Source organism: Rhodococcus aetherivorans (assembly GCF_025722975.1).
Taxonomy (GTDB): Bacteria; Actinomycetota; Actinomycetes; order Mycobacteriales; family Mycobacteriaceae; genus Rhodococcus; species Rhodococcus aetherivorans.
In genome coordinates, this window is the sequence record NZ_CP106982.1 from 3,241,205 (window position 1) to 3,267,054 (window position 25,850).

Sequence of the window (25,850 nt, forward strand, 5' to 3'; positions counted from 1 at the left end):
TGCATGATGATGCATAATCAATCGTATGGGTAACTCACCGGAATTCACGGCGACCGCACAGTCACCGATTCGGGTCGCCGTCGCGGGGGCCAGCGGGTACGCGGGCGGCGAAATCCTGCGCCTGCTTCTCGGTCATCCCGCCTATCAGGACGGCCGGCTCGTCGTCGGCGCGCTCACCGCCGGCGGCAACGCCGGCGCGACGCTCCGCGAGTTCCATCCCCACCTGCTTCCGCTGGCCGACCGCATCCTCGGCGCCACCGATCTCGACACCCTGGCCGGCCACGACGTCGTGTTCCTCGGCCTGCCCCACGGCCACTCCGCCGTCATCGCCGAGCAACTGCCCGACACCACCGTCGTCATCGACTGCGGCGCCGACTTCCGTCTGTCCGAGTCGGCCGACTGGGAACGCTGGTACGGCGGCGACCACGCAGGAACCTGGCCCTACGGCATGCCCGAGCTGCCCGGCAAGCGTGAGCACCTGATCGGCGCCACCCGCATCGCGGTCCCCGGGTGCTATCCCACGTCGGCCACCCTCGCCCTGGCCCCCGCCGTCGCGGCCGGCGTCGTCGAGCCGAGGGTCCAGGTCGTCGCCGTGTCCGGCACCTCCGGCGCCGGCAAGTCCCCCAGGGTCGACCTCCTCGGCTCCGAGGTGATGGGCTCGGTGCGGGCCTACGGCGTCGGCGGAGCGCACCGGCACACGCCGGAGATCAAGCAGAACCTCGCCGCCCTGACCGACGCCGCCGTGACCGTCTCCTTCACCCCCGTGCTGGCGCCGATGCCCCGCGGCATCCTCGCGACCTGCACAGCCCCCACCACGGCCACCGCCGCCGAGGCCCGGGTCGTGTACGAGAAGGCCTACGCCGACGAGCCGTTCGTCCAGGTGCTGCCCGAAGGGGTGCTGCCCACCACCGGTGCGGTGCTCGGCTCCAACGCCGTGCAGCTCGCCGTCACCGTCGACCCCGACGCCGGCGTCCTCGTCGCCATCGCCGCGCTCGACAACCTGACCAAAGGCACCGCCGGCGCGGCGGTGCAGTCCATGAACCTGGCACTCGGCCTGCCCGAGACCGCCGGCCTGTCCACCGTGGGAGTCGCCCCGTGAGCATCGACAGACACTCCACCGACGAGCACGTCTACGCCGACGCCGTCGACATCGCCGGCGGACGCCTGATCCGCACCCAGGGCGTCACGTCGCCCGCCGGGTTCCGCGCCGCGGGCATCCCCGCCGGCATCAAGGCCTCCGGCAACCCGGACCTCGCGCTGGTCTTCAACGAGGGTCCGGAGCTGACCGCCGCCGGCGTGTTCACCACCAACAAGATCAAGGCCGCACCCGTGCTGTGGTCGCAGCAGGTCCTCACCTCCGGCGCCCTGCGCGCGGTGATCCTGAACAGCGGCGGCGCCAACGCCTGCACCGGCCCCGGCGGGTTCCAGGACACCCACGCCACCGCGGAGAAGGTCGCCGAAACCCTCAGCAACTGGGGCACCGAGACCGGTGCGGGCGAGATCGCCGTGTGCTCTACCGGGCTCATCGGCGACCGGCTGCCCATGGGCAAGGTCCTCGCCGGCGTGGAGGAGATCGTCCACGAACTCGCCGGCGGCATCTCCGGCGGCACCGACGCCGCCTACGCCATCATGACCACCGACACGGTGCCCAAGCAGGCGGCCCTGCACCACGCCGACAAGTGGAACGTCGGCGGCATGGCCAAGGGCGCCGGCATGCTCGCCCCCGCTCTGGCCACCATGCTGTGCGTCGTCACCACCGACGCCGTCGCCACCGCCGAGCAGCTCGACCGCGCCCTGCGCGCCGCCACCCGGCTGACATTCGACCGCCTCGACGTCGACGGGTCCACCTCCACCAACGACACCGTGCTGCTGCTCGCGTCCGGTGCCAGCGGCATCGCCCCCACCCAGGAACAGCTCGACGCCGCCGTCCTCGCGGTGTGCGACGACCTCGCCGGGCAGATGATGGCCGACGCCGAGGGCGTCACCAAGCGGGTCACCGTCACCGTCCGCGGCGCCGCAAGCGAACAGGACGCCCTCGTCGGCGCGCGCACCGTCGCGCGCGACAACCTCGTCAAGACCGCCCTGTTCGGTTCCGACCCCAACTGGGGTCGCGTCCTCGCCGCGATCGGCATCGCCCCGATCGACCTCGACCCGAACCGCATCTCCGTCACGTTCAACGGCTCCCCGGTGTGCATCGACGGTGTCGGCGCCCCCGGCGCCCGCGAGGTCGACCTCTCCGGCCCCGACATCGCCCTCGACATCGACCTCGGCGTCGGCGACGCCGAGGTGACCATCCGCACCACCGACCTCTCCCACGGCTACGTCGAAGAGAACTCGGCCTACTCGTCATGACCGGAACCGATATGGCCACCGATCCCATCGCGCAGCTCACCGCCCACCAGAAGGCGTACGTCCTCGCCGAGGCCCTGCCGTGGCTGCAGAAGTTCCGCGGCAAGATCGTCGTGGTCAAGTACGGCGGCAACGCCATGATCGACGACGACCTCAAGCGCGCCTTCGCCGCCGACATGGCGTTCCTGCGCACCGTCGGCGTCCATCCCGTCGTCGTCCACGGCGGCGGACCGCAGATCAACGCCATGCTGAAGCGACTGGGCATGGCAGGGGAGTTCCGCGGTGGTTTCCGCGTCACCACCCCCGAGGTGATGGACGTCGTCCGCATGGTGCTGTTCGGCCAGGTCGGCCGCGAACTCGTCGGCCTGATCAACGCCCACGGCCCGTACGCCGTCGGCATCTCCGGCGAGGACGCCCACCTCTTCACAGCCACCCGCCGCACGGTCGTCGTCGACGGCGAGGACACCGACATCGGTCTCGTCGGCGACGTCACTACCGTGGACCCCGCCGCCGTCCACGACCTCATCGCGGCCGGCCGCATCCCCGTCGTCTCCACCATTGCCCCCGATGCCGACGGCGTGGTCCACAACATCAACGCCGACACCGCCGCCGCCGCCCTCGCCGAGGCCCTCGGCGCGGAGAAGCTCGTGGTCCTCACCGACGTCGAGGGCCTCTACACCGATTGGCCCGACCGCAGTTCCCTCGCCACCAGCATCGACGCCGACGCCCTGGCCGATCTGCTGCCGTCCCTCGACGCCGGCATGGTCCCGAAGATGGAGGCCTGCCTGCGGGCCGTCCGCGGCGGCGTGCCCACCGCCCACGTCATCGACGGACGCCAGCCGCACTCGGTGCTGCTCGAACTCCTCACCGAGGAAGGCATCGGCACGATGGTCACTCCCACCCACCCCCGGACGACCGCACCCACCCAGGAAGGCACCTCATGACCGGCACCTCCGAACTCCAGCAGCGCTGGGCCGGGTCGCTGATGAACAACTACGGCGTCCCCAAGGTCGCCCTCGTCGCCGGCGACGGTGCCGTCGTCACCGACGCCGACGGCAAGCAGTACCTCGACCTGCTCGGCGGCATCGCCGTCAACGCCCTCGGTCACCGCCATCCCGCCATCCGCGAGGCCGTCACCGCGCAACTCGACACGCTCGGCCACGTGTCCAACCTCTACGCCAGCGGACCCGTCGTCGAACTCGCCGAGCGTCTCCTCGCGCACTTCGGGCACCCCGGCCGGGCGTTCTTCTGCAACTCCGGCACCGAAGCCAACGAGGCTGCGTTCAAGCTCGCCCGGCTCACCGGACGCCCCAAGATCATCGCCGCCGAGAAGGCCTTCCACGGCCGCACCATGGGCGCCCTGGCACTCACGGGCCAGCCCGACAAGCGCGCCCCGTTCGAACCCATGCCCCCCGGCGTCGAATTCGTCCCCTACGGCGACGCGGACGCCCTCGACGCCGCCGTCGACGAGAACACCGCCGCCGTGTTCCTCGAACCGATCATGGGGGAGTCCGGCGTCGTCGTGCCCCCCGAGGGCTACCTGGCCCACGCCCGCCGCATCACCGCCGAACGCGGGGCGCTGCTCGTCCTCGACGAGGTGCAGACCGGCATCGCCCGCACCGGCACGTTCTTCGCCCACCAGGCCGTCGGCATCGTGCCCGACGTGATGACCCTCGCCAAGGGGCTCGGCGGTGGCCTGCCCATCGGCGCCGTCGTCGCCACCGGACCGGCCGCCGACTTCTTCCAGCCCGGCAAGCACGGCACCACCTTCGGCGGCAACCCGGTGTGCGCCGCCGCCGCGCTCGCCGTCCTGCGCACCATCGACGAACAGCACCTGCTCGCCCACGTCGACGCCGTCGGCAAATCCATCGCCACCGGCATCGAAGCGCTCGGGCACCCCCTCGTCGACCACGTCCGAGGCGCCGGCCTGCTGCTCGGCATCGTCCTCACCGACACCAAGGCACCCGCCGTCGAAGCGGCCGCCCGGGACGCCGGCTATCTCGTCAACGCCGCCGCCCCCGACGTCATCCGCCTCGCGCCGCCGCTGATCCTCACCCAGGAACAGGCCGACGGGTTCGTCGCGACGCTGCCCTGCGTGCTCGACGCCGCCCAGCAGGAAGGAAACTAGACCCATGGTGAAGCACTTCCTCAAGGACGACGACCTCACGCCCGCGCAGCAGAGCGAGGTCCTCGACCTCGCCGCGGCCCTGAAGAAGGCCCCGTTCTCGGCCCGTCCCCTCGAGGGCCCGCGCGGCGTCGGAGTCATCTTCGAGAAGAACTCGACCCGCACCCGCTTCTCCTTCGAGATGGGTATCGCCCAGCTCGGCGGCCACGCCGTCGTCGTCGACGGCCGCACCACCCAGCTCGGACGCGAGGAAACCCTGCAGGACACCGGCCGCGTCCTGTCCCGCTACGTCGACGCCGTCGTCTGGCGCACCTTCGGCCAGGACCGGCTCCAGGCGATGGCCGAAGGCGCCACCGTGCCCCTCGTCAACGCCCTCTCCGACGAGTACCACCCCTGCCAGGTCCTCGCGGACCTGCTCACCCTCCGCGAGCACAAGGGTGAGCTGCACGGGCTGAAGCTGACCTACCTCGGCGACGGTGCCAACAACATGGCGCACTCGCTGCTGCTCGGCGGTGTCACCGCCGGCATCGACGTCACGATCGCCGCCCCCGCCGGTTTCGTCCCGAACCCCGCCGTCGTGGACGCGGCCCGCGCCCGCGCCGCCGAAACCGGCGCGCGGATCACCCTCACCGAGGACCCGCGCGCCGCCGTCGCCGGCGCCGACGCCCTCGTCACCGACACCTGGACCTCCATGGGCCAGGAGAACGACGGACTCGACCGCGTCGGTCCCTTCCGCCCGTACCAGGTCAACGCCGAGCTGCTCGCGCTCGCCGACCCGAACGCCGTCGTGCTGCACTGCCTGCCCGCCCACCGCGGCGACGAGGTCACCGACGAGGTCCTGGACGGACCGCAGTCGGTGGTGTGGGACGAGGCCGAGAACCGCCTCCACGCACAGAAGGCGCTGCTCGTGTGGCTGCTCGAGCAGCGCGAACGGTAACCGTGAGCAGCGTGGCCGAACCGTCGAGCGGCGCCGGACCGGCCGGCGCCGCCGCGGCCCCGACCCGCGCGGCCCGGCAGGCCCGGATCACCGCGCTCGTCGCCACCCACGCGATCCGCAGCCAGCCGGAACTCGCCGCGCTGCTGGCCGCCGAAGGCATCGAGGTGTCCAACGCCACCCTCTCCCGCGACCTCGAGGAGCTCGGAGCGGTCAAGCTCCGCGGGGCCGACGGCGGGCCCGGCGTGTACGTCGTCCCCGAGGACGGGAGCCCCGTCCGCGGCGTGTCCGGAGGCACCGACCGGCTCTCCCGCCTGCTCGGCGAACTGCTGGTCTCCACCGACTCGAGCGGCAACATCGCCGTGCTCCGCACCCCACCCGGAGCAGCGCACTATCTGGCCAGCGCACTCGATCGGGCATCATTACCCGAAGTGGTCGGCACCATCGCCGGCGACGACACCATCGCGGTGATCGCGCGCGAGCCCCTCACCGGAGCCGACCTCGCCGCGAAGATCGAATCCCTGGCCTGATCCGATCGCGCACCGAGCACCGATAGACGCAAGTTCAATCAAGAAGGAGCACAAACACAATGGCCGATCGCGTCGTACTCGCCTACTCGGGCGGGCTGGACACCTCCGTCGCCATCAGCTGGATCGGCAAGGAGACCGGCAAGGAGGTCGTCGCCGTCGCCATCGATCTCGGCCAAGGCGGCGAGGACATGGAGGTCGTGCGCCAGCGCGCCCTCGACTGCGGCGCGGTCGAATCCGTCGTCGTCGACGCCAAGGACGAGTTCGCGGAGGAGTACTGCCTGCCGACCGTCCAGGCCAACGCCCTCTACATGGACCGCTACCCGCTGGTCTCCGCGATCAGCCGCCCCCTGATCGTCAAGCACATCGTCAAGGCTGCCCGCGATCACGGCGGCACGGTCGTCTCGCACGGTTGCACCGGCAAGGGCAACGACCAGGTCCGCTTCGAGGTCGGCTTCGGCGCCCTCGCCCCCGACCTCGAGGTCATCGCCCCCGTCCGCGACTACGCCTGGACCCGCGAGAAGGCCATCGCCTTCGCCGGCGAGCACAACCTGCCGATCAACGTCACCAAGAAGTCCCCGTTCTCGATCGACCAGAACGTGTGGGGCCGTGCCGTCGAGACCGGCTTCCTCGAGGACCTGTGGAACGCCCCCACCAAGGACGTCTACGACTACACCGAGGACCCCAGCCTCAACTGGCAGGCCCCCGACGAGCTGATCATCACCTTCGAGAAGGGCGTGCCCACCGCGATCGACGGCCGGCCGGTCACCGTGCTCGAGGCCATCCAGGAACTGAACCGCCGCGCCGGCGCCCAAGGCGTCGGCCGCCTCGACATGGTCGAGGACCGCCTCGTCGGCATCAAGAGCCGCGAGATCTACGAGGCCCCCGGCGCTCTCACCCTCATCCACGCCCACCAGGAGCTCGAGCACGTCACCCTCGAACGCGAACTCGGCCGGTACAAGCGCCGCGTGGAGGAGCGCTGGAGCGAGCTGGTCTACGACGGTCTCTGGTACTCGCCGCTGAAGTACGCGCTCGACGCGTTCGTCCAGAACACCCAGGAGCACGTCTCCGGCGACATCCGGCTCGTCCTGCACGGCGGCCACATCGCCGTCAACGGCCGCCGCAGCGCCGAATCGCTGTACGACTTCAACCTCGCTACCTACGACGAGGGCGACAGCTTCGACCAGTCCAACGCCAAGGGCTTCGTCCAGATCCACGGCCTGTCCTCCAAGGTCGCCGCCAAGCGGGACCTGGGCCTGTAGTCATGACCGCCCACGACGCCGAAGGCATCCGGAGTCACGATGCCGAAGGCATCCGGAGTCACGATGCCGAAGGCATCCGGAGTCACGATGCCGAAGGCATCCAGAGTCACGGCACCAACGAGGGCGCCCTGTGGGGCGGCCGGTTCGCATCCGGACCGGCCGCCGCCATGGCGGCACTGAGCAAGTCCACCCACTTCGACTGGGCGCTCGCCCCCTACGACGTCCGGGCCTCCAAGGCGCACGCGCGCGTGCTGCACAAGGCCGGCCTGCTCAGCGAGGCCGACCTCGCCACCATGCTCGACGGCCTCGACCGGCTCGGCGCCGACGTCGCCTCCGGCGCGTTCGCCCCGGCCGAGTCCGACGAGGACGTCCACGGCGCCCTCGAACGTGGGCTCATCGAGCGGGTCGGTCCCGACGTCGGCGGCCGGCTGCGAGCCGGCCGCTCCCGCAACGATCAGGTCGCCACCCTGTTCCGGATGTGGCTGCGCGACGCGGCGCGACGTATCGCCGACGGTGTCCTCGCCGTCGTCGACGCCCTCGCCGACCAGGCCGCCGCGCATCCCGCCGCGGTGATGCCGGGCAAGACCCACCTGCAGGCAGCACAGCCGGTACTGCTCGCGCACCACCTGCTCGCGCACGCCCACCCGCTGCTGCGCGACGTGCAGCGGCTGCGGGACTTCGACGCGCGTGCGGCGGTGTCCCCGTACGGCTCGGGAGCGCTCGCCGGCTCCTCCCTCGGCCTCGACCCCGACGCGATCGCGGCAGAACTGAACTTCGACTCCGCCGCCGAGAACTCGATCGACGCCACCTCCGCGCGCGACTTCGCCGCCGAGGCCGCGTTCGTGTTCGCCATGATCGCGGTCGACCTCTCCCGCATGGCGGAGGAGGTCATCCTCTGGAGCACCCCGGAGTTCGGCTACATCACCCTCGCCGACGAGTGGTCCACCGGATCGTCGATCATGCCGCAGAAGAAGAACCCGGACGTCTCGGAACTGACCCGGGGCAAGGCAGGTCGCCTCATCGGCAACCTCACCGGCCTGCTCGCCACCCTCAAGGCCCAACCGCTGGCGTACAACCGGGACCTGCAGGAGGACAAGGAGCCGGTGTTCGACTCGGTCCTGCAGCTCGAGCTGCTGCTGCCGGCGATCACCGGTCTCGTGTCCACCCTGACCTTCCACACCGATCGTATGGCCCAGTTGGCACCCGCCGGATTCACCCTCGCCACCGACATCGCCGAGTGGATGGTGCGCCAGGGTGTCCCGTTCCGCGTCGCACACGAGGCGGCCGGGGCGTGCGTGCGCGCGGCGGAGGCGCGCGGCGTCGGCCTCGAGGAACTCACCGACGACGAGCTGACGGCGGTCGACCCCGCGCTGACGCCGCAGGTCCGCGAGGTGCTCACCGTGGAGGGCTCCATCGCTTCCCGCAACGCCCGCGGCGGCACCGCGGGCGCCCGGGTAGGTGAACAGCTCGACGGAGTTCGTGCCGCCGCTCGCGCGCTGCGGGACTGGGTGCGCAGCTGACCGGCCCGCTCGGTGAACAGGGCCATCGCCTCGACGTAATGTGGCAGGCTGTCATTCCTGACAGGGTGGACACACGCAGAACTCGGCGGATGGGAAGAGGTTCGTGGCACTGGGCGGTGGATCGGTGATGGGGCCCCTGCGGCGCGTGGTGGCGACCGCGCAGAACGGCCTCGAGGTGGTCCGTCACGGCGGTCTGGAAACGGGGGCGACACCGTCGCCGTTCCAGATCGTCGAGCGGACCGGCATGTACAGGCTGCGGCACTACTACCCGGAATCCGACGCCGCCGAGAATGCTGCTCCGGTGGTGCTGGTCCCCCCGATGATGATGTCGGCGGACGTCTACGACGTCACCCGCGATACCGGAGCCGTCGGCATCCTGCACTCGATGGGTCTCGACCCCTGGGTGGTCGACTTCGGCTCCCCGGACCGGGAAGAAGGCGGGTGGGACCGCACCCTCACCGACCACATCATCGCCCTCGACGAGATCATCGATCACGTGCACGAATACACCGGCCGGGACATCCACCTGGCCGGGTACTCGCAGGGCGGCATGTTCTGCTATCAGGCCGCGGCCTACCGCCGCAGTCGGCACGTCGCCAGCCTGATCACCTTCGGCAGCCCCGTGGACACCCTGGCCGCCCTGCCGTTCGGGATTCCCGAGGGCGTCGCCGTCCGGGCCGCCGACTTCCTCGCCGACCACGTCTTCAACCGGCTCGCCATCACCGGGTGGATGGCCAAGACAGGCTTCCAGTTCCTCGACCCCGTCAAGACCGTGCGTTCGCGCATCGAGTTCCTCATGCAGCTGCACGACCGGGAAGCCCTCCTGCCGCGCGAACCTCAGCGCCGCTTCCTCGACACGGAGGGGTGGGTGGCCTGGTCCGGTCCTGCAGTGGCCGAGTTGCTTCGCCAGTTCATCGTGCACAACCGCATGGTCAGCGGCGGCTTCGTCATCAACGACCGGGCCGTGAGCCTGGCCGAGATCACTTGCCCCATCCTCGCGTTCGTCGGCGAGGTGGACGACATCGGGCAGCCCCTCGCGGTGCGCGGCATACGCAAGGCCGCCCCCCGGGCTCAGGTGTTCGAATACTCCTTGCGCGCAGGCCATTTCGGGCTCGTCGTGGGCGGCACCGCGGCGCGGCAGACCTGGCCCGCCGTCGGCGAATGGGTGCAGTGGCGGGAAGGGCACGGCGACCGGCCGGTCGGCGTCGGCCGGATGGCGATCCCCGAGCTCCACGCAGAAGGAGAGACCGGGGTGTCCGTCGCGGCCCGCCTCACCCACACCGTCGCCACCATCGCCGAGGTCGGTGTGGAGGTCGGCAAGGGCATCGCCGACCTGGCCTCCGAAACGGTGCGCGGGGCCCGGGAGCTGTCGGGGGAGGCGGCCCGGGCCCTTCCGCGCCTGGCCCGGCTCGGACAGATTCAGCCACGAACCCGCATCTCGCTCGCCGGCGTCCTGACGGAGCAGTGCCGCAAGGGGCCGCACCGCGAGTGCTTCATCTACGAGGACCGCGTCTACACCTTCGCCGACGTCAATCGGCGGATCGACAACGTGGTGCGCGGGCTGGTGCACTCCGGTGTCCGCCCCGCCGCCCACATCGGTGTCCTCATGGACACCCGTCCCAGTGCGATGGCCGCGGTCACGGCCGTCTCCCGCATCGGCGCGGTGTCGGTCCTGCTCCCGCCCGGCCCCGACCTCGACGAGGCCATCCGGTTGGGCGCCGTCCAGAAGATCATCACCGATCCCGAGAACCTCCAGCAGGCGATCGCCACCGGCATCCCGGCCCTGGTCCTCGGTGGTGGCAGCATCCGCGAACTGGACATCCCGGCCGGCGCCGACGTCGTCGATCTCGAACACCTCGACATCACCACGGTCGAACTCCCCGGCTGGTATGCGCCCGACCCCGGCGTCGCGCGCGAACTCGCCTTCCTCCTGTTCACCGGGAGCGGCGACACCCTGGAGATGCGTCAGATCTCCAACCACCGATGGGCGCTCTCGGCCTTCGGCACCGCCACCGCCGCCGCACTGGGGCGTGGTGACACGGTGTATTGCCTTGCCCCGCTTCATCATTCGTCCGGTCTCCTGGTCAGCTTCGGTGGCGCGCTCGCCGGCGGCTGCCGCATAGCCCTGTCCCACGGCCTGGACCCCGCCCGCTTCAGCGAGGAAGTGCACCGCTACGGCGTCACCGTCGTCACCTACACCTGGGCGATGATGCGGGACGTCCTCGACAGCCCGGCACTGCACATCGACGAGATCCACCCCGTCCGCCTCTTCATCGGCTCGGGCATGACGCCCGGCCTGTGGCGGCGGACCCTCGAACGCTTCGCTCCCGCCCAGGTGCTCGAGTTCTATGCCTCCACCGACGGCGAGATCGTCCTGGCCAACGTCTCGGGTGCCAAGATCGGATGCAAGGGACGGCCGCTGCCCGGCAGCGCCGAGGCACGCCTGGCGGCGTGGGACCCGACCACCGGTCGTCTGGTGGAGGACGCGCGGGGCTTCGTCCGCGAGAGCGCCGCCGGCGAGGTCGGCCTCCTGCTCGGCCGGCCCAGCGCGTCGACGGAAGCGCTGCCCGGCGTCATGCGGGGAGTGTTCGAACTCGGCGACGTGTGGGTGCCCACCGAGAACCTCTTCCGACGAGACCAGGACGGTGACTACTGGCTGCTCGACAGCAAGCACAGTGTCATCCGCACCCCGCACGGACCGGTGTACGGCCAGCCGGTGGTGGATGCCCTCGGCGGTATCCCGCGGGTCGATCTCTGCGTCGTATACGGCGTGCGCACCGGAGACACCGAAGTCGCCGTGGCCGCGTGCACCCTGCGCGAGAACCGCGCGCCGAGCGCCGCCGAGATCACGGCGGCACTCGACGCGGTTCCCGCTCCGGAACGGCCCGACCTGGTCCATGTCGTGCCGCACATCGCACTCGGGCCCACGTATCGGCCGATGTCCGGTGACCTGCCGGCGCGGGGCCTGCCGAAGCCGACCGTGCGGTCGTGGTTCGCCGACCCGGCGACCGGAACCTACAAGCGGTTCACCAAAGCGGTCGCGGCGAGATTCACCGGCGTCGGCACAGGTCCGGCACCGGGCGCACGGTAGCCTGGGGCCGTCCGAGTCCCGCACCACCGTCGAGAGGACCACCGTGGCTGTCGATCCCACGCTGCTGAGCATCCTGGCCTGCCCGCAGGACAAGGGGCCGCTGCTCCTCGTGGACGATTCGGTTCTCTACAACCCGCGGTTGCGCCGCGCGTATCCGATCGAGAACGGCATCCCCGTCCTCCTCGTCGACGAGGCCCGAGCGGTGACCGAGGCCGAACACGAGGACTTCGTCGCGCGCGGCGTGGCCGGCTGGACCGAGGACCGGGTGGCGGACTGAGCGTGGCGTTCGAGCGGCTCACCGGGGTCGACCCGCTGACTGCGGCGCACACGATCCTCGGCGCCACGCTGTGCGCGGGCGAGGTGGTCCTGCGGATCACGGAGGTCGAGGCCTACGGCGGGCCCGAGGACGGTCCCTGGCCCGATCCGGCGGCGCACTCCTACCGGGGACGTACGCCGCGGAATGCGGTGATGTTCGGCCCTGCCGGCCATCTCTACATCTACCGCAGCTATGGGCTGCACCACTGCGCGAACATCTCCGTGGGGCCCGACGGAGTGGCCGCGGCGGTACTGCTGCGAGGTGCCGAAGTAGTCGCGGGGGAGGAGATCGTCCGTTCCCGGCGAACGGCCGGGACTCCCGCACCGAACCTTGCCCGCGGACCCGGCAACCTCGCGGCCGCCTTGGGATTGACGCTGGCGGACAACGGGATCGATGTGCTCGACGATGGCGCAACCGCGAAACTCACTCTGGGTGACGTCGACCGGGTCGCGTCGGGCCCACGCGTGGGCATCAGTGTCGCGGCCGAACGACCGTGGCGGCTGTGGATCCCCGGCGCCGTGGGGGTGTCGGCGTACCGGCGCAGCCCGCGCGCGCCGGCCGCTCCCCGTCGGATGGGATGATCGAGCGGTGACTGAGCACATCCTCGACGAACTGACCTGGCGTGGACTGATCGCCCAATCGACCGACCTCGACACACTCCGCCGCGATCTCGCCGCGGGCCCGGTCACGCTCTATGCCGGATTCGATCCCACCGGGCCGAGTCTGCATGCCGGTCACCTCGTGCCGTTGCTGGCCCTGAAGCGTTTCCAGCGAGCGGGCCACCGGCCCATCGTGCTGGCGGGCGGCGCTACCGGCATGATCGGAGATCCGCGGGAGGTAGGGGAGCGGACCATGAACTCGGCGGACACGGTCGCCGAATGGGCCGCACGCATCCGCGGTCAGCTCGAGCGGTTCGTGGACTTCGACGATTCGCCGACCAGCGCGATCGTCGTGAACAACGCCGACTGGACCTCCTCGCTCAGCGTCGTCGACTTCCTCCGCGATATCGGCAAGCACTTCTCCGTCAACGTCATGCTCGCTCGCGACACGGTGAAGCGCCGGCTCGAGGGCGACGGCATCTCGTACACCGAGTTCAGCTACATGCTGCTGCAGGCCAACGACTACGTGCAGTTGCGTCGCGAGCACGGGTGCACGCTGCAGGTGGGGGGGTCGGACCAGTGGGGCAACATCATCGCGGGCGTCGAGCTCAACCGACGGACCGACGGTGCCGCCGTGCACGCGCTCACCGTCCCGCTCGTCACCTCGGCCGACGGCAAGAAGTTCGGGAAATCCACCGGCGGCGGAAGCCTCTGGCTCGACCCGGAGATGACCACGCCGTACGCCTGGTACCAGTACTTCGTCAACGCCGCCGACGCCGACGTCGTGAAGTACCTGCGGTGGTTCACGTTCCTGGATCAGGACGAACTGGCCGAACTCGAGACGGCGACGGCCGAGCGACCGCAGGCGCGCGAGGCGCAGCGCCGCCTTGCGGCCGAAATGACGACCCTCGTTCACGGCGAGGCCAACACCCGGGCGGTCGAACTTGCGAGCCGGGCGCTGTTCGGTCGTGGAGAGTTGGCGGACCTGGACGAAGCGACCCTCTCGGCCGCGCTGGCGGAGGCCTCCGTCGCGGAAGTGCACGACGGGCAGCCCGGCACGATCGTGGACCTGCTCGTCGCGACCGGCCTGTGCGAGAGCAAGGGCGCTGCCCGACGCACGATCAAGGAGGGGGGTGCCTCCGTGAACAACCAACGGATCTCATCCGAGGAGTGGACCCCGTCGAGCGCGGATCTGCTGCACGACCGCTGGCTTGTCCTGCGGCGAGGCAAGCGCAACTTTGCCGGCGTGCGAGTCGAACGCGGCTGAGCGCACTGCCGCCACCGCCGACGGGCCGCTGACCTGCGGATTTGACGGCCCGTTAGCGGTGGCGTAACTTTGTCGTCGTTCGAGCGACACGGACGCCGACCCGGACCGAGAGGTACGGAAAGCGGTTGCGCCCTGATCGGTCGAGCAGCCAACACGAAGATCGCAGACAGTGTTTGCGTCCGCGAGTTCAGAGTGTTAGGCTAGAACGGTTGCCCCGGAGTAAGGCGCGGAGCGATGGTGTGTGCGTGTTCTTTGAGAACTCAACAGTGTGCCGATGAATGTCAGTGCCAAAATATTTTTGGTGCGACCGCCCCTCTTGGGGGTGGTTGTTGCTGGCTGCCGCATTCTTCCGTCTGTGGTGGTCAGTGTTTTTTGCTGGTTTGAGTTTTTTGCTGGTGATTTGGCTCGATGTCTATGACTGATCGGCCCTTCGGGGTTTGATTGTGAGTCTTCAACGGAGAGTTTGATCCTGGCTCAGGACGAACGCTGGCGGCGTGCTTAACACATGCAAGTCGAACGATGAAGCCCAGCTTGCTGGGTGGATTAGTGGCGAACGGGTGAGTAACACGTGGGTGATCTGCCCTGCACTTCGGGATAAGCCTGGGAAACTGGGTCTAATACCGGATAGGACCTCGGGATGCATGTTCCGGGGTGGAAAGGTTTTCCGGTGCAGGATGGGCCCGCGGCCTATCAGCTTGTTGGTGGGGTAACGGCCCACCAAGGCGACGACGGGTAGCCGGCCTGAGAGGGCGACCGGCCACACTGGGACTGAGACACGGCCCAGACTCCTACGGGAGGCAGCAGTGGGGAATATTGCACAATGGGCGCAAGCCTGATGCAGCGACGCCGCGTGAGGGATGACGGCCTTCGGGTTGTAAACCTCTTTCAGTACCGACGAAGCGCGAGTGACGGTAGGTACAGAAGAAGCACCGGCCAACTACGTGCCAGCAGCCGCGGTAATACGTAGGGTGCGAGCGTTGTCCGGAATTACTGGGCGTAAAGAGCTCGTAGGCGGTTTGTCGCGTCGTCTGTGAAAACCCGCAGCTCAACTGCGGGCTTGCAGGCGATACGGGCAGACTTGAGTACTGCAGGGGAGACTGGAATTCCTGGTGTAGCGGTGAAATGCGCAGATATCAGGAGGAACACCGGTGGCGAAGGCGGGTCTCTGGGCAGTAACTGACGCTGAGGAGCGAAAGCGTGGGTAGCGAACAGGATTAGATACCCTGGTAGTCCACGCCGTAAACGGTGGGCGCTAGGTGTGGGTTTCCTTCCACGGGATCCGTGCCGTAGCTAACGCATTAAGCGCCCCGCCTGGGGAGTACGGCCGCAAGGCTAAAACTCAAAGGAATTGACGGGGGCCCGCACAAGCGGCGGAGCATGTGGATTAATTCGATGCAACGCGAAGAACCTTACCTGGGTTTGACATACACCGGACCGCCCCAGAGATGGGGTTTCCCTTGTGGTCGGTGTACAGGTGGTGCATGGCTGTCGTCAGCTCGTGTCGTGAGATGTTGGGTTAAGTCCCGCAACGAGCGCAACCCTTGTCCTGTGTTGCCAGCAATTCGGTTGGGGACTCGCAGGAGACTGCCGGGGTCAACTCGGAGGAAGGTGGGGACGACGTCAAGTCATCATGCCCCTTATGTCCAGGGCTTCACACATGCTACAATGGCCGGTACAGAGGGCTGCGATACCGCGAGGTGGAGCGAATCCCTTAAAGCCGGTCTCAGTTCGGATCGGGGTCTGCAACTCGACCCCGTGAAGTCGGAGTCGCTAGTAATCGCAGATCAGCAACGCTGCGGTGAATACGTTCCCGGGCCTTGTACACACCGCCCGTCACGTCATGAAAGTCGGTAACACCCGAAGCCGGTGGCCTAACCCCTCGTGGGAGGGAGCCGTCGAAGGTGGGATCGGCGATTGGGACGAAGTCGTAACAAGGTAGCCGTACCGGAAGGTGCGGCTGGATCACCTCCTTTCTAAGGAGCAACTCCTTGCTCGGACCAGCACACAGGTGCCGGGGGAGCGAGGCAGAGCCATTTCGGATTCACACGTAATCCGGTGGTGCTCATGGGTGGAACGCTGACAGTCATCACCGCGCGGGAAGGACCCGAGTGTCCTTCTGCGGTGGTTATATCGGTGCACTGTTGGGTCCTGAGAGAACACGCGAGTGTTTTGTCAGCGACGATGATCCGCGAAACAAGAGGACATGGTTTTCTTGCGGTAGGGGTTGTTGTGTGTTGTTTGAGAACTGCACAGTGGACGCGAGCATCTTTGTTGTAAGTGTTTATGAGCGTACGGTGGATGCCTTGGCACCAGGAGCCGATGAAGGACGTGGGAGGCTGCGATATGCCTCGGGGAGCTGTCAACCGAGCTGTGATCCGAGGATTTCCGAATGGGGAAACCCAGCACGAGTGATGTCGTGTTACCCGCGCCTGAATATATAGGGCGTGTGGAGGGAACGTGGGGAAGTGAAACATCTCAGTACCCACAGGAAGAGAAAACAACATGTGATTCCGTGAGTAGTGGCGAGCGAAAACGGAAGAGGCTAAACCGGATACATGTGATACCCGGCAGGGGTTGTGTGTTCGGGGTTGTGGGGTTCGATGTGTCGGTGCTGCCGCGCCGGCCGACAGTGAGAAATCGCCTGTGTTAGTCGAAATGGTCTGGAACGGCCTGTCGTAGAGGGTGAGAATCCCGTAGACGAAAACGCGGTGACTGTCGATTCGAATACCCGAGTAGCAGCGGGCCCGTGAAATCTGCTGTGAATCCGTCGGGACCACCCGATAAGCCTGAATACTCCCTGGTGACCGATAGCGGACTAGTACCGTGAGGGAAAGGTGAAAAGTACCCCGGGAGGGGAGTGAAATAGTACCTGAAACCGTGCGCTTACAATCCGTCGGAGCCTTCGAGCAGTTTGGTCTGCTGGGGGTGACGGCGTGCCTTTTGAAGAATGAGCCTGCGAGTTAGTGGCATGTCGCGAGGTTAACCCGTGTGGGGTAGTCGTAGCGAAAGCGAGTCCGAACAGGGCGTCTGTAGTGGCATGTTCTAGACCCGAAGCGGAGTGATCTACCCATGGCCAGGGTGAAGCGACGGTAAGACGTCGTGGAGGCCCGAACCCACTTAGGTTGAAAACTGAGGGGATGAGCTGTGGGTAGGGGTGAAAGGCCAATCAAACTCCGTGATAGCTGGTTCTCCCCGAAATGCATTTAGGTGCAGCGTCGCGTGTTTCTCACCGGAGGTAGAGCTACTGGATGGTCTAGGGGGCCCACAAGCTTACCGAAATCAGCCAAACTCCGAATGCCGGTGAGTGAGAGCGCGGCAGTGAGACTGCGGGGGATAAGCTTCGTAGTCGAGAGGGAAACAGCCCAGATCGCCGGCTAAGGCCCCTAAGCGTGTACTAAGTGGAAAAGGATGTGGGATCGCTGAGACAACCAGGAGGTTGGCTTAGAAGCAGCCACCCTTGAAAGAGTGCGTAATAGCTCACTGGTCAAGTGGTTCTGCGCCGACAATGTAGCGGGGCTCAAGTACACCGCCGAAGCCGCGGCACTCGCACAACACCCCGGAGGGTCCACGGATCGTCCGGCAGTGGTGCGGGTGGGTAGGGGAGCGTCGTGCAGCCGGGGAAGCGCCGGAGTGATCCAGGTGTGGAGGCTGCGCGAGTGAGAATGCAGGCATGAGTAGCGAAAGACGAGTGAGAAACTCGTCCGCCGAATGACCAAGGGTTCCTGGGCCAGGTTAATCCGCCCAGGGTGAGTCGGGACCTAAGGCGAGGCCGACAGGCGTAGTCGATGGACAACGGGTTGATATTCCCGTACCCGTGTGAACGCGCCCCTGGTGAATCATCGGTACTAACCGTCCAAAGGGTGATCGAGTTCCTTCGGGAGCCGAGAGCCTGCTGCACGGGACCTTCGGTGGTAGTAGCCAAGCGATGGGGTGACGCAGGAAGGTAGTGGGGCCGGTCAGTGGTTGTACCGGTGTAAGCCCGTAGGGCGTGACACAGGCAAATCCGTGTCGCACACAGCCTGAGAGGTGATGCGTAGCCGAATGAGGCGAATTCCATGATCCTATGCTGCCGAGAAAAGCCTCTAGCGAGCTTTCACACGGCCCGTACCCCAAACCGACACAGGTGGTCAGGTAGAGAATACCGAGGCGATCGAGAGAACTGTGGTTAAGGAACTCGGCAAAATGCCCCCGTAACTTCGGGAGAAGGGGGACCAGTCCCGGTGACCGGACTTGCTCCGTGAGCCGGGGGTGGTCGCAGAGACCAGAGAGAAGCGACTGTTTACTAAAAACACAGGTCCGTGCGAAGTCGTAAGACGAGGTATACGGACTGACGCCTGCCCGGTGCTGGAAGGTTAAGAGGACCGGTCAGCGGAGTTCACTCCGCGAAGCTGAGAATTTAAGCCCCAGTAAACGGCGGTGGTAACTATAACCATCCTAAGGTAGCGAAATTCCTTGTCGGGTAAGTTCCGACCTGCACGAATGGCGTAACGACTTCTCTGCTGTCTCAACCACAGACTCGGCGAAATTGCACTACGAGTAAAGATGCTCGTTACGCGCGGCAGGACGAAAAGACCCCGGGACCTTCACTACAGCTTGGTATTGGTGTTCGGTTCGGTTTGTGTAGGATAGGTGGGAGACTGGGAAGCCCGCACGCCAGTGTGGGTGGAGTCGTTGTTGAAATACCACTCTGATCGTATTGGACCTCTAACCTCGGACCCTGATCGGGTTCAGGGACAGTGCCTGGTGGGTAGTTTAACTGGGGCGGTTGCCTCCCAAAATGTAACGGAGGCGCCCAAAGGTTCCCTCAGCCTGGTTGGCAATCAGGTGTCGAGTGCAAGTGCACAAGGGAGCTTGACTGTGAGACCGACAGGTCGAGCAGGGACGAAAGTCGGGACTAGTGATCCGGCACCGGCATGTGGAAGCGGTGTCGCTCAACGGATAAAAGGTACCCCGGGGATAACAGGCTGATCTTCCCCAAGAGTCCATATCGACGGGATGGTTTGGCACCTCGATGTCGGCTCGTCGCATCCTGGGGCTGGAGTAGGTCCCAAGGGTTGGGCTGTTCGCCCATTAAAGCGGCACGCGAGCTGGGTTTAGAACGTCGTGAGACAGTTCGGTCTCTATCCGCCGCGCGCGTTAGAAACTTGAGGAAGGCTGTCCCTAGTACGAGAGGACCGGGACGGACGAACCTCTGGTGTGCCAGTTGTCCCGCCAGGGGCACGGCTGGTTGGCTACGTTCGGAAGGGATAACCGCTGAAAGCATCTAAGCGGGAAGCCTGTTCCAAGATGAGGTTTCTCACCCCCTCGAGGGGGTAAGGCCCCCGGCAGACCACCGGGTTGATAGGCCGGAACTGGAAGTGCGGTAACGCATGCAGGTGACCGGTACTAATAGGCCGAGGACTTACCACAAAGAAGCTACGCGTCCACTGTGCGGTATCTGAAACAACACACTCGATTCACCATGTTCTTCGGGGAATCGAGTGGGCGCAGCCCCCGTGAAAGAGGGCGGCGTTCACTCCATTCACTCCGAAGGAGTGTGGACAGTTTCACAGAGTTACGGCGGCCATAGCGGAGGGGAAACGCCCGGTCCCATTCCGAACCCGGAAGCTAAGCCCTCCAGCGCCGATGGTACTGCACCCGACAGGGTGTGGGAGAGTAGGACACCGCCGAACACCCGTTTACGAGAGGGGACCCACCAGTTGGGTCCCCTCTCGTGGTTTTTCTGGTTTTTCATGAAAGGATTTTTCTGTGTCCGACAACGATGGTGAGCGTCGATCCTTCCGGAGTGGAGGGTCCACTCCCAGGTCGGGACGCGGAGACAGCGGCGAGCGCCGCCAGGGTGGCGACCGGGGCCCGGCCCGCGGCGAGGATCGCCGGCAGGGAGTCGCCGGCCGACCGGATCGTCGCGGCGAGGACCGCACTTTCCGCGGGGAACGGCGAAGCGAGCCGGCGAAGGGCTCCGCGGACGACTCCCGCGGGAGTAGCCGCTCGGAGCGACCCCACAGCGATCGCCCGTCGGGGGACCGGCGAGATCGGCCCTACGGTGAGCGGCGCGACGACCGTTCCCGCGACGACCGTTCCCGCGACGACCGTTCCCGCAGCGAGCGCCCGCATCGAGGCACAAACGACGACCGTCGGGACGATCGGCGCACCGGTGACCGGCGCGACGATCGGGGCCGTGACGATCGGCGCACGGGCACGTCCCGTGCTGGCCACGGACCCGAACGGCGAGACGGGGGCGCTCCGCGTCGCCGTGGCGGCGAGGGTGGATTCGGCCCGAGCCGTGGCCGCGAGGGTGCTCCGGCTCCGCGTCGCGAAGCCCGGCCGGACGAGCCGGACCTGCCCGAGGACGTCGAAGCGTCGGACCTCGATCCGACGATCCGCCGGGACCTGCTGAGTCTCGACAAGTCGAACGCCAATGCAGTGGCCCGGCACCTGGTCATGGCCGGCCGCCTGATCGACGACGATCCCCGTCTGGCGCTGGCGCACGCTCGTGCTGCGCGGCAGCGCGCCGGCCGTATCGCCGTGGTTCGTGAGGCAGCGGGCATCACGGCCTACCACGCCGGCGAATGGGCGGAGGCGCTGTCCGAGTTGCGGGCCGCCCGACGAATGGCCGGGGGACCGGGATTGCTGGCGGTCATGGCGGACTGCGAGCGCGGTCTCGGCCGGCCGGAGCGCGCGATCGAGCTGGGCCGCAGCGACGAGGCTCGGGCGCTGACCGGCGACGAGGCCACCGAGCTGCGCATCGTCGTGGCGGGCGCCCGGATGGATCTGGGACAGTTCGACCAGGCGGTGGTCACCCTGCAGACCCCGGACCTGGATGCCTCGCGCACCGGCCCGTCCGCCGCGCGCCTGTTCTATGCGTACGCGGATGCACTCGTGGCCGCGGGACGTACCGAGGACGGATTGAAGTGGTTCCTCAACGCCGCCGCGGCGGATCTCGAGGGGGACACCGACGCCGAGGAACGCGTCGCCGAGCTCACCGGAGAGGATCAGTGACCGGTACATCCGGCGGCGCGTCGTTGCGGGCGCTCTACGACGTACTCCTCCTCGATCTGGACGGCACCGTCTACCGCGGCGCCGAGGCGGTGCCCGGGGCCCGCGAGGCATTGTCGGAGGGTGCCGAGCGGCTGTTCTATGTCACCAACAACGCGAGCCGTCGCCCGGCGGAGGTCGCCAAACACCTGCGCGAACTCGGTTTCGCGGCCGACGAGTCGAGCGTGGTCACCAGTTCCCAGTCCGCGGCCCGGCTGTTGGCCGAGCGGGTCCCGGTCGGCGCCCCGGTGCTGGTTGTGGGTACCGAGGCCCTCGTCGACGAGGTCGCCGCGGTCGGTCTGACTCCGGTGCGTTCCGCGGACGCCGAGCCTGTGGCGGTCGTGCAGGGACACTCCCCGGAGACCGGGTGGGCGATCCTCGCCGAGGCGACGCTCGCACTGCGCTCCGGCGCCCTGTGGGTGGCGACGAACGTCGATTCGACGTTGCCCACCGAGCGGGGCCTGGTGCTCGGGAACGGTTCCATGGTCGCGGCCCTGAGGTCGGCGACGGGCTGTGAGCCGCTGGTGGCGGGCAAACCGGCCGCGCCGCTGCTCGAGGACGCCGTCGTGCGCAGCGGCGCCTCGCGTCCGCTCGTGGTCGGCGACCGGCTCGACACCGACATCGCCGGTGCGAACGCCGTGGGCGCCGATTCGTTGCTGGTGCTGACCGGCGTCAGCACGGTCGCGGACCTGCTCCGGGCGCCGCAGGATCAGCGCCCCACCTATGTGGCCGACTCGCTCGCCGGTCTCGACGCCGAGGCGGCCGCGCTGCGGGTGGGACCGCGCGAGCCGGGAGCGGTGTCGTTCGACGGACGGGATGTGCACCTGGCTTCGGAGTTCGCGGCGGACCCGATGGCCGCGCTGCGGGCCGTGCTCGACGTCGCCTGGGCCAACCCCGGTTTCGGTCGGGTCGTGGCGGCGGACGACCTGCTGGCACGGTGGGGAATATCCCGCTGAGTCGGGTCTGCGTGGTGTGCCGGTTCGTCACCGGCATGCACTAGCGTGGTCGACGATGAGCACGTCGATTCCACGCCCAGGCGACCACCTTCCACGCCCCCATCCGGGCGTGGATCCCGCGTCGATCCATATCGAGGTCGAGGGTCTGCTCACGCGCGCCCGCGACGTCACCGCCGACGGTGAGCCCGATCCGTCCGAGATCATCCCGCGGCAGGCGCAGCTGCTCGAACAGGCGCACGACCTGCTGGTCCAGGCGCTCGCGACCGTGGACAAGATCTGACGTGGCCCGGCGAGCGCGAGTCGACGCGGAGCTGGTGCGCCGGGGCCTCGCCCGGTCCCGCGAGCACGCCGGTGAACTGATCACGGCTGGGCGGGTCCTCGTCAACGGCACCGTCGCGACGAAACCCGCGACCCAGGTCGATCCGGGGGCGCCCCTGCTGGTCACGGAGGTCGCCGAGGAGGTGGCGTGGGCCTCGCGAGGGGCCCACAAGCTGCTCGGCGCCCTCGAGACGTTCACCCCCCAGGGATTGCGGGTCACCGGACGGCGGTGCCTCGACGCCGGGGCTTCCACCGGCGGCTTCACGGACGTCCTGTTGCACGAGGGCGCCCGCGAGGTCGTCGCCGTCGACGTGGGCTACGGCCAGTTGGTGTGGCGGCTGCAGTCCGACGAGCGCGTCCACGTGATCGATCGAACAAACGTGCGTAACATCGGTGCGGACGCGATCGGAGGGCCGGTCGAGTTGGTGGTGGCGGATCTGTCGTTCATCTCGCTGAAGCTGGTGCTCCCGGCGTTCGTGCGGTGCGTGACTCCGGGCGCGGATCTGCTGCCGATGGTCAAACCGCAGTTCGAGGTCGGGAAGGAGCGGGTCGGCAGCGGCGGCGTCGTCCGGGATGCGGCTCTGCGCACCGAGGCGGTCCTCGGTGTCGCCCGGGAGGCCCAGGCTCTGGGGCTGCGTACGCTCGGGGTGGTGGCCAGTCCGCTGCCCGGCCCGTCCGGCAACGTCGAGTACTTCCTGTGGCTGCGCGCCGGGGAACCCGGCCCGGTCGAACTGGGCGCGGACGTGGTCGAACTCGTCGAACGAGCCGTGCAGGAAGGACCCCAGTGACCGCAGATAGTGCAGCGACCGGCCCGGAGCGGGCGACCCGCGAGGTCCTGCTCGTGTCCCACTCGGGGCGGGTCGAGATCGCCGCGACGGCGCAGCGCATGGCGAAGATCTTCGGCGAGGCCGGCATCGGGCTGCGGGTGCTCGACGACGAGGTCGCCAGCACCGGTCTGGGTCCGCTCGCCGGCCCGGACGGACGGGTCCGCATCGTCGAACCCGGACCGGACGCCGCCCGGGGCTGCGAGATGGTGATCGTGCTCGGCGGGGACGGCAGCTTCCTGCGCGCCGCCGAACTGGCCCAGCGCGCCGGGGTGCCCGTGCTCGGAATCAACCTGGGCCGCATCGGTTTCCTCGCCGAGGCCGAGGCCGAACATCTCGAGGAGGCACTGGCGCAGGTGGTGCGCCGCGAGTACCGGGTCGAGGAGCGGATGACGCTGGACGTCGCGATCCGGGTCGACGACGTGATCGTCGACCGGGGGTGGGCGCTGAACGAGGCCAGCCTCGAGAACAAGTCCCGTCTGGGCGTGCTCGAGGTGGTGCTCGAGGTCGACGGCCGGCCGGTGTCGGCGTTCGGGTGCGACGGCGTGCTGATCGCCACCCCGACGGGATCGACCGCGTACGCGTTCTCCGCCGGCGGCCCGATCGTGTGGCCGGAACTCGAGGCGTTGCTGGTGATCCCCAGCAACGCGCACGCCCTGTTCGCCCGGCCCATGGTGACCAGCCCGGAGTCGTTGATCGCCGTGGAGACCCTCGCCGGCAGCCACGACGGGCTGGTGTTCTGCGACGGCCGCCGCACCCTGGACCTGCCCGCCGGCGGCCGACTCGAGGTGGTGCGCGGCAAGCACCCGGTGCGGTGGGTGCGGCTGGACTCGGCGCCGTTCGCCGACCGCATGGTGCGCAAGTTCGATCTTCCGGTGAAGGGCTGGCGGGGAAGGAGACTGTGAGGTGCTTGCCGAGATCCGGATCGACAATCTGGGGGTCATCTCCGAGGCCGGCGCCCAGTTCCACGGCGGGCTGACCGTCCTGACCGGCGAAACCGGAGCCGGCAAGACCATGGTCGTGACCAGCCTGCACCTGCTGTCGGGGGCGCGCGCCGACCCCACCCGCGTCCGTGTCGGCGCCTCCCGCGCCGTCGTGGAGGGTCGCTTCTGCATCGATGCCGACGCCGGGTCGAGCGCGGCGGGCGGGGTGCCCAGCCACGTCGAGCGGGAAGTGGCACGCCTGCTCGAGACGACCGGCGCCCAGCGCGACGACGACGGCAGCATCATCGCGGTCCGCACCGTCGGCAGCGACGGCCGCTCCCGCGCCCACCTCGGCGGGCGCAGCGTCCCGGTGGGGGTGCTGTCGGAGTTCACCGATCCGCTGCTGACCGTGCACGGCCAGAACGACCAGTTGCGGCTGCTGCGGCCCGACCAGCAGCGCGCCGCCCTCGACCGGTTCGCCGGCAAGGCGATCGCGCCGCTGCTGGCGGCGTACCAGGAGCACCGCCAGCGGTGGTTGACCGCGCGGGCCGAGCTGAGCGAACGCACCGAGCGGTCCCGGGAGCTCGCGCAGGAGGCGGACCGCCTGCGGTTCGCGCTCGACGAGATCGACGCCGTCGACCCCCAGCCGGGGGAGGACACCCGGATCGTGGCCGAGGTGCGCCGGCTCGGCGACCTCGATTCGTTGCGAGACTCCGCGCAGGGCGCGCAGGCCGCGCTCACCGGCGGGGACGGCGACGACGTGGCCGCGGCGGCTCTGGATCTGCTGGGGGAGTCGCGGGCGCGGCTCGAGGCGGCCGAGGACCCGGCCCTGCGCGAGCTCGGTCCCCGGCTCGACGAGGCCATCGCGGTGGTCACCGACGTCGCCGGCGAGCTGTCCGGATACCTGTCGGACCTGCCGTCGGACCCGGGGGCCCTCGAGACGCTGCTGAACCGCCAGGCGGAGCTGAAATCGCTCACCCGCAAGTACGCCGCGGACATCGACGGTGTGCTCGAGTGGGCTCGCGAGGCCCGCGACCGGCTGTCGAGGATCGACGTGTCCGCCGATGCGGTCGCCGACCTCGCCGCGCGCGCCGATCGCGAGGCGGCCGCCGCCGCCGAGGCCGCGACCGCCCTCTCCGCCGCCCGCAGGAAGGCCGCCGACAAGCTCGCGAGGGCGGTCAGCAAGGAGTTGTCCGGCCTGGCGATGGGCCGGGCGAGTCTGGACGTGCAGGTGCGGGACCGGGAGGCGGGGCCGCAGGACACCGCACCGCTGAAGGTCGGCGGGCGGGTGCTGCACGCCGGCACCTCGGGCGTCGACGACGTCGAGTTCCGGCTCGCCGCGCACAGCGGGGCCCGGTCCCTGCCCATCGCGCGCAGCGCCTCCGGCGGTGAGCTCTCCCGCGTCATGCTCGCGCTCGAGGTGGTGCTGGCCGGGTCCGAACGCGGCGCCACGATGGTGTTCGACGAGGTCGACGCGGGGGTGGGCGGTCGGGCTGCGGTCGAGATCGGCCGGCGCCTGGCCCGCCTGTCGCGCACCCATCAGGTCATCGTGGTCACCCACCTGCCGCAGGTCGCCGCGTTCGCCGACACCCACCTCGTCGTCGACAAAGTCGACGATGCCGGGGGCGTCGTCAGCAGCGGGGTGCGCGCGCTCACCGATACCGAGCGGGTCGCGGAGCTCGCCCGCATGCTCGCCGGCCTCGGCGACACCGAGACGGGCCGGGCCCACGCCGAGGAACTGCTCGCCACCGCGCACGCCGAACGACGAGGCTGATCCCGCCCGGCGCGCCTCCGTTGCCCGGCC

General features: G+C 68.5%; 18 protein-coding genes and 3 rRNA genes. All 21 read left to right on the top strand.

The window, feature by feature from the left end; all coding sequences use genetic code 11:
• The first annotated feature begins 25 nt into the window (after positions 1 to 25).
• Positions 26 to 1,099, top strand: a complete 1,074-nt coding sequence (gene argC, locus OCS65_RS14640; protein ID WP_263507184.1) for an N-acetyl-gamma-glutamyl-phosphate reductase — start codon at positions 26 to 28, stop codon at positions 1,097 to 1,099.
• Positions 1,096 to 2,352, top strand: a complete 1,257-nt coding sequence (gene argJ, locus OCS65_RS14645) for a bifunctional glutamate N-acetyltransferase/amino-acid acetyltransferase ArgJ (protein ID WP_006936493.1) — start codon at positions 1,096 to 1,098, stop codon at positions 2,350 to 2,352. The genes argC and argJ overlap by 4 nt, the downstream gene beginning before the upstream one ends.
• Positions 2,349 to 3,293, top strand: coding sequence for an acetylglutamate kinase (gene argB / locus OCS65_RS14650; protein WP_043799644.1), 945 nt, complete (start codon positions 2,349 to 2,351; stop codon positions 3,291 to 3,293). Before argJ ends, argB begins: the two co-directional genes overlap by 4 nt.
• Entirely contained in the window at positions 3,290 to 4,477 is a 1,188-nt protein-coding gene (locus tag OCS65_RS14655) for an acetylornithine transaminase (RefSeq protein WP_006936489.1), read from the top strand. The genes argB and OCS65_RS14655 overlap by 4 nt, the downstream gene beginning before the upstream one ends.
• A gap of 4 nt (positions 4,478 to 4,481) precedes the next feature.
• Positions 4,482 to 5,411: an ornithine carbamoyltransferase gene (gene argF / locus OCS65_RS14660; protein WP_006936487.1), complete on the top strand. Its 930-nt coding sequence runs from the start codon at positions 4,482 to 4,484 to the stop codon at positions 5,409 to 5,411.
• Between the two features lie 11 nt (positions 5,412 to 5,422).
• Positions 5,423 to 5,938 (top strand): arginine repressor, encoded by a 516-nt coding sequence (locus OCS65_RS14665; protein WP_006936485.1) that lies wholly within the window; start codon positions 5,423 to 5,425, stop codon positions 5,936 to 5,938.
• 59 nt (positions 5,939 to 5,997) lie between these two features.
• A complete protein-coding gene (locus tag OCS65_RS14670) occupies positions 5,998 to 7,197 on the top strand; it encodes an argininosuccinate synthase (protein WP_006936483.1) in 1,200 nt (399 codons plus the stop codon).
• A 98-nt stretch (positions 7,198 to 7,295) separates the two neighbouring features.
• A complete protein-coding gene (gene argH / locus OCS65_RS14675) occupies positions 7,296 to 8,717 on the top strand; it encodes an argininosuccinate lyase (protein ID WP_043799656.1) in 1,422 nt (473 codons plus the stop codon).
• Positions 8,718 to 8,844: 127 nt separating this feature from the next.
• A complete protein-coding gene (locus tag OCS65_RS14680) occupies positions 8,845 to 11,808 on the top strand; it encodes an AMP-binding protein (RefSeq protein WP_006936480.1) in 2,964 nt (987 codons plus the stop codon).
• A gap of 43 nt (positions 11,809 to 11,851) precedes the next feature.
• Positions 11,852 to 12,085, top strand: coding sequence for a Trm112 family protein (locus OCS65_RS14685; protein ID WP_006936479.1), 234 nt, complete (start codon positions 11,852 to 11,854; stop codon positions 12,083 to 12,085).
• Positions 12,086 to 12,087: 2 nt separating this feature from the next.
• A complete protein-coding gene (locus OCS65_RS14690) occupies positions 12,088 to 12,705 on the top strand; it encodes a DNA-3-methyladenine glycosylase (RefSeq protein ID WP_006936476.1) in 618 nt (205 codons plus the stop codon).
• A 7-nt stretch (positions 12,706 to 12,712) separates the two neighbouring features.
• Positions 12,713 to 13,990: a tyrosine--tRNA ligase gene (gene tyrS / locus OCS65_RS14695; protein WP_006936475.1), complete on the top strand. Its 1,278-nt coding sequence runs from the start codon at positions 12,713 to 12,715 to the stop codon at positions 13,988 to 13,990.
• Between the two features lie 451 nt (positions 13,991 to 14,441).
• A 16S ribosomal RNA gene (locus OCS65_RS14700) occupies positions 14,442 to 15,963 on the top strand.
• Between the two features lie 298 nt (positions 15,964 to 16,261).
• A 23S ribosomal RNA gene (locus tag OCS65_RS14705) occupies positions 16,262 to 19,399 on the top strand.
• A gap of 146 nt (positions 19,400 to 19,545) precedes the next feature.
• Positions 19,546 to 19,662 (top strand): 5S ribosomal RNA (rrf, locus tag OCS65_RS14710).
• The 16S, 23S and 5S rRNA genes sit together here, the layout of an rRNA operon.
• 76 nt (positions 19,663 to 19,738) lie before the next feature.
• Entirely contained in the window at positions 19,739 to 20,989 is a 1,251-nt protein-coding gene (locus tag OCS65_RS14715) for a tetratricopeptide repeat protein (RefSeq protein WP_084648629.1), read from the top strand.
• Complete coding sequence (locus OCS65_RS14720) at positions 20,986 to 21,981, top strand: HAD-IIA family hydrolase (protein ID WP_029543881.1); 996 nt, start codon at positions 20,986 to 20,988, stop codon at positions 21,979 to 21,981. The genes OCS65_RS14715 and OCS65_RS14720 overlap by 4 nt, the downstream gene beginning before the upstream one ends.
• A gap of 55 nt (positions 21,982 to 22,036) precedes the next feature.
• Positions 22,037 to 22,261: a hypothetical protein gene (locus OCS65_RS14725; protein ID WP_029543879.1), complete on the top strand. Its 225-nt coding sequence runs from the start codon at positions 22,037 to 22,039 to the stop codon at positions 22,259 to 22,261.
• A 1-nt stretch (position 22,262) separates the two neighbouring features.
• Positions 22,263 to 23,087 (top strand): TlyA family RNA methyltransferase, encoded by an 825-nt coding sequence (locus tag OCS65_RS14730; protein ID WP_029543877.1) that lies wholly within the window; start codon positions 22,263 to 22,265, stop codon positions 23,085 to 23,087.
• Complete coding sequence (locus tag OCS65_RS14735) at positions 23,084 to 24,028, top strand: NAD kinase (RefSeq protein ID WP_006936725.1); 945 nt, start codon at positions 23,084 to 23,086, stop codon at positions 24,026 to 24,028. Before OCS65_RS14730 ends, OCS65_RS14735 begins: the two co-directional genes overlap by 4 nt.
• 1 nt (position 24,029) lies before the next feature.
• Entirely contained in the window at positions 24,030 to 25,820 is a 1,791-nt protein-coding gene (gene recN / locus OCS65_RS14740) for a DNA repair protein RecN (protein ID WP_050035292.1), read from the top strand.
• Positions 25,821 to 25,850 lie beyond the last annotated feature (30 nt).